The sequence below is a fragment of the Phenylobacterium sp. genome (genome assembly GCF_031412415.1).
GTDB lineage: Bacteria > Pseudomonadota > Alphaproteobacteria > Caulobacterales > Caulobacteraceae > Phenylobacterium.
In genome coordinates, this window is sequence record NZ_JANOCX010000389.1 from 1 (window position 1) to 10,989 (window position 10,989).

13 protein-coding genes are annotated in these 10,989 nt (G+C 68.0%); 7 read left to right on the top strand and 6 right to left on the bottom strand.

Annotated features, from left to right (window positions below):
- Positions 1 to 289 (bottom strand): hypothetical protein (locus RMO04_RS18360; RefSeq protein WP_309646214.1); only part of this gene is annotated, 289 nt, incomplete at its 3' end.
- Between RMO04_RS18360 and RMO04_RS18365 the strand changes: the two genes are divergently transcribed.
- Both RMO04_RS18365 and RMO04_RS18370 read left to right on the top strand, forming a co-directional pair.
- Positions 279 to 1,229, top strand: a complete 951-nt coding sequence (locus RMO04_RS18365) for an autotransporter outer membrane beta-barrel domain-containing protein (RefSeq protein ID WP_309646215.1) — start codon at positions 279 to 281, stop codon at positions 1,227 to 1,229. The two genes, RMO04_RS18360 and RMO04_RS18365, sit on opposite strands and share 11 nt — an antisense overlap.
- A 4-nt stretch (positions 1,230 to 1,233) precedes the next feature.
- Complete coding sequence (locus RMO04_RS18370; protein WP_309646216.1) at positions 1,234 to 2,010, top strand: hypothetical protein; 777 nt, start codon at positions 1,234 to 1,236, stop codon at positions 2,008 to 2,010.
- 2 nt (positions 2,011 to 2,012) lie between these two features.
- Here RMO04_RS18370 and RMO04_RS18375 read toward each other — a convergent pair whose 3' ends face one another.
- Both RMO04_RS18375 and RMO04_RS18380 read right to left on the bottom strand, forming a co-directional pair.
- Entirely contained in the window at positions 2,013 to 2,480 is a 468-nt protein-coding gene (locus RMO04_RS18375; RefSeq protein WP_309646217.1) for a DNA starvation/stationary phase protection protein, read from the bottom strand.
- A gap of 21 nt (positions 2,481 to 2,501) precedes the next feature.
- Positions 2,502 to 2,714, bottom strand: a complete 213-nt coding sequence (locus tag RMO04_RS18380) for a DUF2061 domain-containing protein (RefSeq protein WP_309646218.1) — start codon at positions 2,712 to 2,714, stop codon at positions 2,502 to 2,504.
- A gap of 187 nt (positions 2,715 to 2,901) precedes the next feature.
- Here RMO04_RS18380 and RMO04_RS18385 point away from each other — a divergent pair, with 187 nt between their 5' ends.
- The 4 genes from RMO04_RS18385 to RMO04_RS18400 are packed head-to-tail and all read left to right on the top strand — an operon-like array spanning position 2,902 to position 6,716.
- Positions 2,902 to 4,173 (top strand): LLM class flavin-dependent oxidoreductase, encoded by a 1,272-nt coding sequence (locus RMO04_RS18385; RefSeq protein WP_309646219.1) that lies wholly within the window; start codon positions 2,902 to 2,904, stop codon positions 4,171 to 4,173.
- A gap of 11 nt (positions 4,174 to 4,184) precedes the next feature.
- Entirely contained in the window at positions 4,185 to 4,961 is a 777-nt protein-coding gene (locus RMO04_RS18390; RefSeq protein WP_309646220.1) for an alpha/beta hydrolase, read from the top strand.
- Between the two features lie 28 nt (positions 4,962 to 4,989).
- Positions 4,990 to 5,325 (top strand): c-type cytochrome, encoded by a 336-nt coding sequence (locus RMO04_RS18395; RefSeq protein WP_309646221.1) that lies wholly within the window; start codon positions 4,990 to 4,992, stop codon positions 5,323 to 5,325.
- Positions 5,322 to 6,716 carry a D-arabinono-1,4-lactone oxidase gene (locus RMO04_RS18400; protein ID WP_309646222.1) on the top strand — a complete coding sequence of 465 codons (1,395 nt, stop codon included), beginning with the start codon at positions 5,322 to 5,324 and terminating at the stop codon, positions 6,714 to 6,716. The genes RMO04_RS18395 and RMO04_RS18400 overlap by 4 nt, the downstream gene beginning before the upstream one ends.
- On the opposite strand, the gene RMO04_RS18405 is transcribed toward RMO04_RS18400, so the two are convergent.
- Entirely contained in the window at positions 6,713 to 7,783 is a 1,071-nt protein-coding gene (locus RMO04_RS18405; RefSeq protein ID WP_309646223.1) for a GDSL-type esterase/lipase family protein, read from the bottom strand. The genes RMO04_RS18400 and RMO04_RS18405 overlap by 4 nt on opposite strands.
- A gap of 121 nt (positions 7,784 to 7,904) precedes the next feature.
- Here RMO04_RS18405 and RMO04_RS18410 point away from each other — a divergent pair, with 121 nt between their 5' ends.
- Entirely contained in the window at positions 7,905 to 8,804 is a 900-nt protein-coding gene (locus RMO04_RS18410; RefSeq protein ID WP_309646224.1) for a DsbA family protein, read from the top strand.
- Positions 8,805 to 8,810: 6 nt separating this feature from the next.
- On the opposite strand, the gene RMO04_RS18415 is transcribed toward RMO04_RS18410, so the two are convergent.
- On the bottom strand, positions 8,811 to 10,046 hold the full coding sequence (locus RMO04_RS18415) for an acetyl-CoA C-acetyltransferase (protein WP_309646225.1): 1,236 nt from the start codon (positions 10,044 to 10,046) through the stop codon (positions 8,811 to 8,813).
- 406 nt (positions 10,047 to 10,452) lie between these two features.
- Positions 10,453 to 10,989 (bottom strand): thiolase family protein (locus RMO04_RS18420; protein WP_309646226.1); only part of this gene is annotated, 537 nt, incomplete at its 5' end.

The following is a 10,989-nucleotide window of genomic DNA, read 5'->3' on the forward strand; positions in this document are numbered from 1 at the left end:
CGAATGCGAAAAAGACGGCACCGGGAACTTCACCGCTCGCCTCCGCCGAACGCCAGGCGGCTGCGACCTTGATCGAGGCGCAGGCCAGCCTCGCGAATACGTCGGGCGGCACGACTACGAACGACCCGACCACCACGCTCCTCAATCTGCGCACGGGCTCTACCAGCAACGCGGGCTTCACCGCGATGACGACGCCGACGACGCCAACGACTCCCACGACGCCGACGACACCCACACCGACCACGCCGACCACCACGACGGTGCTGCCGAACGGCACGGTGATCACCATCACCCTGCCGCAGCAGGCGCTGATCACCCAGGTTGAGGCCGACCAGCTTGTCCTGGCCCTGCTGGGTGACCGGATGACCGCGTCGTCGATCTCCAGCTTCGTCAGCAGCCGAGCCGCGGCCCTGGCTTTCGCCGGTCTCTCGGGCGGTTCGCCGCTCAGCGACAACGGAAAGGCCGGGTATCGCGGCGTGAACGCCGGCGACTTCGGTGTCCAGCGCGGGGTCTGGGTCAACGCCTCCGGCAGCTTCATCGACGACGACCGTCCGGGCTCGTCTCAGGATGGCTTCGGCGGATCGGGCGCGATCGGCGCCGACCTGATCTTCGACACCGGCTTCATCGGCCTCTTCGCCGGCTACGGCTCCACCGAGCTGGACGGGGCGCTCGTGGACTACAGCTCCCGGGGTTGGACCGGCGGCGCCTATGCCAGTTGGTCGGCCAGTCCGCTGTTCCGCGTGACCGGAACGGTGGGGGTTGGCAATCACGACGTCGAGTTCGGACGTCGCGCCGGCGCCTTGCGCTCGTACGGCGAGACCGACCGCGAGCAGGTGTTCGGCTCGATCGGCTTCCAGAGCCAATTGGACGTCGGATCGGGCTGGGTCGTGGTCCCGAGCCTGGGGCTGCTGGCCACCACGTCCGACACCGACGGCTATGTCGACTCCGGCGGCCTGCCGATCGGGTCGGTCTCCAGCGACATGACCATCGTGCAGGCGGGCGGCGCGCTCTTCTACACGGCCTCGGCCTGGCTGCCCTATGTTAGCGCCAGCTTCAATTCCCAGACCGACGACACGCCCGGCGTGGATGGAGACTACGCCCTGCTGGGCGGCGGCTTCAGCGCGCCGCTGTCGGACGATCTGACCCTGGGCGTCAACGTCCAGACCCTGGTGGGCAAGAAGAACGAGCGGGAGACGAGCTTCGGCGCGACTCTCCGCAAATCCTTCTAGCCGCATGCGGCGCCTAGGCCTCCTCCTGGCGCTGCTTCTCGCGACTCCAGCCGCCGCTGAACCCTTCCCGGTCCGCGGCGGCTGGACGTCGCTTGAACTTCACGTCGGCGGCCGAATCCTGGCCGCGACCCTGTCGCCCAAGGCCTCGACCGACGACATCCTGACCGTGGTCATCGAGGGCGACGGCGCGGCCCATGACGCCCGAGGCTCTCCGCGCGGCGATCCGACGCCGCGAAACCCGGTCGGCCGGGTGATCGCAGAGGCCTGGCCCGGCGGGGGCGTGGCCTGGCTGGCCCGATCCTGCCAGTACGTCACCGATCCCGCCTGCCGTCCGGCCGATTGGACGACGGGGCGCTTCTCGGCCCAGGCGGTCGAGACCGCGAGCCTCGCGATCAATGATCTCAAGGCGCGCACCGGCGCGCGCCGGGTTCGGCTGGTGGGTTGGTCGGGCGGCGGCGTCCTGGCCGCCCTGCTCACCGCGCGCCGCGACGACGTGGCGGGACTGGTGACGGTCGCCGCGCCCCTGGATCTCGCGGGCTGGACGCTCTGGCACGGCGCGAGCCCGTTGCCGGAGGAGGGCGATCCCGCGCGCCTGGCCGCACCGCTGCAAACCGCGCAACTACATCTGCTGGGCACCTTCGACACCGTCGTGCCGCCGGTGGTGGCACAGGCGGCGGCGCGACGTCTGGCGGGTGAGGACGCCGCGGTGCTGATCCGCGACGCCCGCCACACCTGCTGTTGGACCAGCCTCACGCCGATGATGGCGCGAGTGGGCCGCTAGCCCTAGGAGTCGAGGGTCGCGCGCAGCATCCAGGCGTGCTTCTCGTGCGCCGTCAGGCGGTCGGTGAGCAGGCCGGCCGTGACCTCGTCGCCGGACTCCTGAGCCGCTGGGAGGGTGGCGTAGAGGGTGCCGATCAGGGCCTCGTGGCTCGAGATCAGATCCTTGACCATGCCCTCAGCCTTCTTGCTGGGGTCGCCGTCCTTGATCGCCGACAGCTTGCCGAAGGTCTCGTAGCCCTGGGGGGCCAGCTCGCCCAGCGCGCGGATGCGTTCAGCCACCTCGTCGATGGCCGTCCACATCTCGGTGTACTGGGCCATGAACAGGGTGTGGAGCTGTGCGAAATTCGAGCCCCGCACGTTCCAGTGATAGCCATGGGTCTTCAGATAGACCGCGTAGGAGTCGGCCAGCAGCTTGGCGAGGCCATCGGCCGCGGCCTTGCGCGCCTTGGGGTTGGGTCCGACGTTCGGCATGTCTTCAGTCCTCGTTGACGGTTAGGCGGTCGCGGAACCGAGCGGCGGGATCACGCCGCGCTCGATCCGCGCCCAGACTCTCTCATGCACCACGAAGGCGACAGTCTGGAAGAGGGGCTCGATCAGTCCGATGGCCAGCGCCGCCCGCCAATCCTGGGTGAGGGCATAGGCGACGGTGATCGCCACCGTCAGGTGCATCAGGCTGTAGCTCAGAGTCTTCTTGGCGGTCTTCATGGCGCGAGTCTCAGTTGCGAATGAATCTCGATATAGCCATGCGACACCTGATTGGAAGGTCGCGGGCGATCAGAAATCCTTAGCCAAGCGCTGGAAGTCTGATCAGTCGAAGTCGCTTGGCGCGCCGGCCATTTGGGTTATCGTCGTTCATATGATCGCCCGATAGAGGCGGCGGGAGGAGCGACCCATGAAGTTCACCTGGTTCAACCTGATGCCGTGGCCGTATCTGCCGGACGATTTCCGGGAGAAAAACCGGTCGGTCTGGGTCGATATCGACCAGAAGCTGTTCGACCCGGCCAGGAGCCATGAGGTCTACAACACCTACATGGATCTCCTTGAGTACGCAGACACTCTTGGGTTCGACGGCATCGGGGTGAACGAGCACCACCAGAACGGCTACGGCATCATGCCCAGCCCCAACATCATCGCCGCGGGCCTGGCGCGCCGGACCAAGGACGCGGCCATCGTCGTCCTGGGCAATTCCATCGCGCTCTACAATCCGCCGATCCGCGTGGCCGAGGAATTCGCCATGCTGGACTGCATCTCGGGCGGGCGGCTGGTGGCGGGGTTCCCGGTCGGGACCTCGATGGACACCAACTACTGCTACGGCCAGATCCCCTCGCTGACGCGCGAGAAGTACCAGGAAGCCCATGACCTGATCATCAAGGCCTGGACCACGCGCGAGCCCTTCGCCTGGAACGGTCGGTACAACAAGCTGCGGCATGTCAACATCTGGCCGCGACCGATCCAGGACAAGCCGCATCCCCCGGTCCACATCCCCGGCGGCGGCTCGGTAGAGACCTACGACTTCTGCATCGACAACACCTACTCCTACTCCTACCTCAGCTTCTCCGGCTACCTGCGGGCCCAGGCCCTGATGAACGGCTATTGGAAGCGGATCGAGGAACGCGGGGTGGACAAGAGCCCCTATCGCGCAGGCTTCGCCCAGACGATCCTGGTGGCCGACACCGACGAGGAGGCCGAGCGGCTCTATTCCGAGCACGTCAGCTACTTCTACAATCGCTGCCTGCACGTCTATCCGGGCTTCGCCGACGCGCCGGGCTACCGGACGATCAAGACCATCCAGACCGGCGCCCTGTCGCAATACGCCCCACCCACCGGCGGCTACACCCAGCTCACCTGGAAGGAGCTGACCGAACAGGGCCACGTGATCGCCGGCAGTCCCGAGACCGTCCGCCAGCGGATGGAAGACCTGATCAAGGGCCTTAACGTCGGCAACATCTTCTGCCTGATGCACGTGGGGAACATGCCGGCCGACAAGTGCATGTACTCCACAAAGCTGTTCGCCGAGAAGGTCATGCCCAAGCTGCGGAACATGTTCCCCGACTGGGACGACGACAACCGCTTCTGGACCAGTCCCCTGGACAAGCGGGTCACCTCCGGCCGCCTGCCGAAGGAGGCGCCGACGGGCGCCGACCTCGCCAAGACCTACGCCTGAGGGGAGCGATCATGGAACTGAAGACTGTCCAGACCCATCACGTTCCGGTCCGCTATCTGGAAGGCGGCTCCGGCCCTGACCTGGTGTTCTTGCACGGCGCCGGCGGCGTCACGGCCGAGGACCCGTTCCTCAATGCGCTGGCCGCCAAGCACCACGTCTATGCGCCCCTGATCCCCGGCTATGGCGACAGCGAGGAATGTCCCGAGATCCGCGACATGCTGGATTTCACCCTCCACACCTGGGACGTGGTCGCGGCGCTCGGCCTGAAGGATCCGATCCTGGTCGGGCACTCCATGGGCGGCATGATCGCCGCCGAGATGGCCGCCATCTCGCCAAACGACGTCTCGCGCCTGGCTTTGATCTGTCCGGCCGGGATGTGGGACGACGACCATCCGGTCGCCGACTTGTTCTCGCTGATGCCCTACGAAATGCCGCGGTACCTGTTTCATGACGCCGAGGCCGGGGCCGCGATCCTGACCGCGGGACGCAACGTCACCGACCCCAACTTCCTGCAGACCTACCTGGTGAACAACGCGCGTCAGCTCGGCATGGCGGGCCGCATCCTGTTCCCGATCCCCGAGCGTGGCTTGGCCCAGCGCATGTACCGCATCAGGGCCAGGACGGTGGTGGTCTGGGGCGACAGCGACCGTCTGATCCCGCCGTTCTACGCCCACGGGTTCAAGAAGGGGATCGCCGGCGCCGAGCTGGTCTCGATCCCCGAGGCCGGTCACATGGTGATCCTGGAAAAGACGGCTGCGGTCGTCGATGCGGTCGGCCGGCTGGGCTAAGCTCAGCCGGACGTCGGGGAGGGAATCGTTGAAGCATCTTGCGCTGCTCGCATTCGCGAGCCTTTGCGCCTGCGCGCCCACGACCGCCGCGCCGCCGGCTGACCTCGCCAGCCTCGCGCCGGCCGACGCGCGGCTGGCGGGGCTGTACGAGGGCTCCTGCAAGGCCTGCCACATCAATCCGCAGTCGGGCGCCCCGCTGACCCACGACGCCAGGGCCTGGGCGCCGCGCTGGAAGCAGGGGGAGGGCGTGCTGCTCGACCACGTGATCCAGGGCTACAAGGCCATGCCGGCCACGGGCCAATGCGCCGCCTGCACGCCTGATGACTTCCAGGCGCTGACCAGGTTCATGGCGGACAAGTCGTGATCTCGCGGCGCGCGACGCTGGCCGCGGGGGCCGCTGGTGTGACGGCCCTGGGCGTGGGTGGCGTGGTCGTGGCGACCCGCGACAAGACCGAGCCGGCTTCACCGCCCAGCCTGGACGCCGACAAGAGGCTGCTTTGGCGCAACTGGTCGGGGATCGAGCACGCCTATCCGGCCGCGCGGCTGGCGCCCAAGACCGAGGATGAAGTCGCCCAGGCGCTGAAGACAGCGGTGACGCCGGTGCGCGCTGTCGGAGCGGGCCACTCCTTCACCGCCCTCGTGCCGACCTGCGGCAGCCTCATGACCCTGGACGGACTCTCTGGCGTCGAACGCTGGGAGGGCGAGGAGGCGGTGGTCTGGGCCGGGACCCGGCTGGGCGCCCTGGGGCCCGCCCTGGCCGAACGCGGCCGGGCCATGGCCAACCTGCCTGACATCAACAAGCAGTCGCTCGGCGGTTGCCTGGGCACCGCGACCCACGGCACGGGCAAGGCGCTCAAGGCGATCCATGGCGATGTCACGGCGTTGCGGCTGGCCACGGTCGCGGGCGAAATTCTCGACTGCGACGCGACCCGGAACGCCGACGTCTTCCAGGCCGCCAAGGTTTCCCTGGGCGCGCTGGGGATCATCACCCAGGCCAGGCTCGCCACCACCGCCAACCGCCGCCTGCATCGCCGGGTCTGGATCGAGCCGTTCGACGCCATGCTGGCCAAGGCCGAGGACCGCTGGGACAAGCACCGCAACTTCGAGTTCTACGCCGTCCCCTTCACCGATCTCGCGGCGGGGATCAGCCACGACGAGACCGATGCGCCAGCTACCCCGCGCGCGCCGTCGACCGACGACGCCTTCCTCGAAGTCCTGAAGCAGCTCCGCAATCTCGTCCGGTTCTCCACGCCGCTGCGCAAGGCGGCCGCCAAGGCCCTGCTGGGCTCGGCCGAACCGGAGGAGGCCATCGACGAGGGTTGGAAGCTGCTCTCCACCGAACGTCCGGTGCGGTTCAACGAGATGGAATTCCATTTGCCGGTGGCCAGCCACTTGGCGGCGCTCAAAGAGGTGGTCGCGACCATCGAGGCCCATCGCCCCGACGTGTTCTTCCCCATCGAGGTCCGGCGCATCGCCGCCGACGAGGCCTGGCTTTCGCCGTTCCAAGGCGGACCGCGGGGCTCCATCGCCGTCCATTGTCACTACAAGGACGAATACGATTTCCTGTTCAGCCTGATCCAGCCGATCCTGCGCAAGCACGGTGGCCGCCCGCATTGGGGCAAGCTGCACAGCCTCAAGGCAGCCGATCTGGCGACGCTCTATCCGAACTGGAAGGACTTCCTGGAGGTGCGCCGCCGGCTCGACCCGGAGGCGCGGCTGCTCAATCCGTATTTGAAGGCGCTGTTCGGCGTCTAGGCGCCCAACAGCGAACCTTCGCCTGAGAGCTTCAGCGCGTGGAAGCGTTCGCCCATCAGCCGGTAGCCTTCGGTGTTGGGGTGCAACTCATCGGGCAGCAGGGCGATGTCGGCGGGACCGAACAGGTCCAGGCCTGAAAGGTAGGAGATGGCCGCGTCCCCGGCCCTGCGCCGGACCTCGACCACCTGCTCCAACAATCCGCGCATTTGGCGCAGCGAGGGGCCGCCTTCCTGGCCGTCGTCTTCGCGCGGGGGCGAATAGATCGGCGAGATCACCAGGATCGGCGTCCCTGCGTGGCGCTCCCGGATGATCGAGATCATCGAATGGGCCGAATCCACGAACACGCGGTCCTTGAGCTGGCCTTCGGAATGGACGTTGATTCCGAGCTTCAGGACGATGGCGTCGGCGCGCTGGTCGCGGATGATCCGCGCCGCGAGGCCCGACAGCAGGCACGACCCGGCCCAGCCCAGATTGAGGTGATCCACCCCCGCCAGGCCAGCGGCCACCGCCGGCCAATTCGCTGTGGCCCCCTCGGCCTCCATGCCATGTGTGATCGACGAGCCGTGGAACAGCACGCGCGGCCGCGTGTCGGGCGCGGGCGACAGGCTCGCACCGTCGTCGATCGCGAGGCCCGTGACCGAGACGGTCGCGGCCTGGGGCAGCCAGATCTCCACCAGCTTCTCGCCGGCCGGCAAGTCGTCGAAGGCGATCTCGAAGGCTTCGTCGCCGACTGCGGAGCCTTGTTCGAGAGAGATCTGGGCCCCGCCGGTTCCCCAGCCCCGCGCGATGCGCCGGCCGTCGACGAACAGGTCATAAGCGCCACGTCGCTCGCCGTCGTTGGAATTGGCCAGCAGCCGCTGGGTGGCGCTCAGCACCACGCGACGCGTGTCGGTCGTGAAGCGCAGCCGGCAGCCCGTGGCGCAGGAGCCGACCCAGCGATTGAAGGGATCGTAGAATGGCAGTTCAGCCACCGGCAGCCGCAGCGGCTGCAATGAGCCCGGCCGCCGGCGCAGGTCCACGTGACCGTCGAACAGCGGCTCGATGGCTTCGAGGGAAAGGGTTCGCACAGGCGCCTCCGGAGTTACCTGTGTTCTATGGTCGGGTGGCGCCGGACGGAAGGGTTTCCCTTGCAAACCCCCGGGCCGGAGCCGAGGCTTGGCGCAAACACATCCGCCGGGAGGAGCCGCTATGGAAGCCCAACGCGTCGAGGCCGTCGAGTATACGGACGCCGTCTGCTCGACGGCCTGGGGCGCCGAGCCTCTTCTGCGTCTGTTGGACTGGCGCCACGGCCACCACATCGGCTGGCGCAAGGTGATGGGCGGACTGGTGGGCGATGCGTCCACCGGCAAGGAGGGCTGGGACCGGGTCAGCGCCGCCGAGCCGATGCGGGCGTATTGGAAGCGGGTCTGGCGTCTGACCGACATGCCCTATCCCAATCCCATGCACCTGATGCTGCGCTCGACCGATCCCATGGGCCAGGCGGTGAAGGCCGCCGAATTGCAGGGGCAGGACGTGGCGCAGGCCGTGCTGCGCCGGTTCCGCGAGCAGATCTTCGTCTTCGGTCTTGGGCCGCAGACGCCCGATGAGTTCGAGGCCGCGACGCAGGGGGTTCCTGGCCTCGATCACGTCCGCTGGCGCGCCGATCAGGCCCGGCCGGAGGTCGCCGCGGCCTATCGCGCCGACTGGGAGGAGACCCGGGCGCCGAACGACTATGTCCGCAACCTCAAGCACGACAGCCCGATGAACGGCGAGCTGAAACACTCCGAGGGCCACGACCGCTACGCCCTGCCGACGGTGATCTTCAAGGGGCCGGGTGGCGAGCACACGGTGGCCGGCTGGGTTCCGTACGAGGACTACGAGGCGGGACTGGAGGCCGCACTTCCCGGCGCCACCGCCGATCCGCGACCAGACCCGACGCCGGCCCAGGCCTTCGCGCGCTGGGGCATGCTGACGGCCAAGGAGCTGGCGGTCCTCTGCGGGCCGACGGCCCGGCCGCCCACGGGCGTGGTCACCCACGACTGGGGGGATGGCGTGGTCTATTTCACCGCCGCCGAGGCGCAGGCGCGGGGACTGGCCGTCCCCGCTTAGCGCGATCTACATCCGCTCGATGATCGCGGCCGGAGCCATGCCGCCGGCCGCGCAGAGCGTGGCCATGCCGACATTCAGGTCGCGGCGTTCCATCTCGTCCAACAGGGTGCCCAGGATCATCGCCCCGGTGGCGCCGATGGGGTGGCCCAGCGCGATGGCGCCGCCGTTGACGTTGACGATCTCGGGATCGACGTCGAGGTCGCGCATGAACTTCAGCGGCACGACAGCGAAGGCCTCGTTGATCTCGACGAGCTGGATGTCCTTCATCGACATGCCGGCCTTCTTCAGCGCCTTGCGGGCGGCGGGGCCGGGGGCGTTCAGCATCAGCTCCGGCGAGTCGCCGGCCGTGGCGATGGAGACGATCCGCGCGCGGGGCGTCAGGCCGTGGGCCCGGGCGTATTCCGGCGAAGCGATGACCACGGCGCCGGCGCCGTCCACCACGCCCGACGAGTTGCCGGCATGGTGCACGTGGTTGATCTTCAGGTCCGGATAGGTGGCCTCGACCAGGCGGCGGAAGGAGAGCCCTTCCTCATCCAGCGGCACGTCATAGAGGGCGGCGAAGGCGGCCTTGAGTTGGCCCAGGCCCTCCAGCGTCGTCTGGGGCCGGGGATATTCCTCGTTGTCGAGGGCCAGCGAGCCGTCGTCGTTGAAGACCGGGATCAGGCTCTTGGAGAAGTAGCCGTTGGCGAGGGCATGGGCCGCGCGTCGTTGACTCTCGACGGCCAGCTTGTCCACGTCGTCGCGGGTGAAGCCTTCCAGGGTCGCCACCACGTCGCCGCAGACGCCCTGGTGGGGCTGCGGATGGATCGAGCGGAGATGAGCGTTCAGGCTGTCCAGGGTGGGGCCGGCCTGACGCTTCAAGGTTGAACCATGCGACATGCTCTCGACGCCGCCGGCGATCACCAGGTCCTGGGCCCCGGACATCACGCCCATGGCGGCCAGGTTCACCGCGGTCAGGCCCGAGCCGCAGAAACGGTCCAGGCTCATGCCGGGCGCCTCGACCGAGTAGCCGGCGTCCAGGGCCGCCATCCGGGCGATGCAGGAGCCCTGCTTGCCGCTCTGGGTGCCGCAGCCCGCGATCACGTCGTCGACGTCGGCGGTGTTCAGATTATTGCGCTCGGCCAGCGCTTTCAGCACCGTCGAGAGGATGCGCTGCGGGTGGACGTTGGCCAGTCCGCCCTTGTCCACCTTGCCCACGCCGAGCGGGGTGCGCGCCACATCGATGATCCAGGCCTCGCCCATGGGAATATCCTCATTGTCTCGCGCCGACCGGCGGCAGGTTCTTCAGGCGAGATTGGACGCCCGGACGTCGCGGCAAGCCAGGGGAAAATTGGTAACGCGGCTGCGCGGCGGGGAACGAAGCTCGTTCAGCATTGAACGAAATGACTGTTGGGCCGCGCGTCCTATCTAGTCTTCTGAGCGACTGGTGGATGGACGGTCGCGCTCGTAGCGCTCAGTGGTGCTTACGGCGATCGAGGCAGTGGCAGATTCCGACCCGGTCGGGCCAGTCGGACGCCACGAGGCGGACATCGCCGCACAGGCAGCCGCCGGTGAACTGGTCCATGCCGTGGTCTCCTGAACTGGCGATGCGAAAAGGGCCGCCCCATCGGGACGGCCCTTCCGTATTTCAGCCTCTGAGGCCAGAGGCCTAGAAGATCTCGAACAGGCCCGCGGCGCCCATGCCGCCGCCGACGCACATGGTGACGACGCCGTACTTGGCGCCACGGCGCTTGCCTTCGTGCAGGATGTGGCCGGTCGCCCGGGCGCCGGTCATGCCATAGGGGTGGCCGATGGAGATGGCGCCGCCCGAGACGTTGTACTTGGCCGGGTCGATGCCCAGTTCGTCGCGGCAGTAGAGGCATTGGGAGGCGAAGGCCTCGTTCAGCTCCCACATGTCGATGTCGTCGATCTTCAGGCCGTTGCGCTCCAACAGCTTGGGGATCGCGAAGACCGGACCGATGCCCATTTCTTCCGGGCCGCAGCCGGCCACGGCCATGCCGCGATAGGCGCCCAGCGGGGTCAGGCCGCGACGCTCGGCTTCCTTGCGCTCCATCAGCACCACGGCGGCGGCGCCGTCCGACAACTGGCTGGCGTTGCCGGCGGTGACGTACTTGCCTTCCTTGACCTGCTGGCCGTCCTTGAAGACGGGCGGCAGTCCGGCGAGGCTTTCATAGGTCGTGTCGGG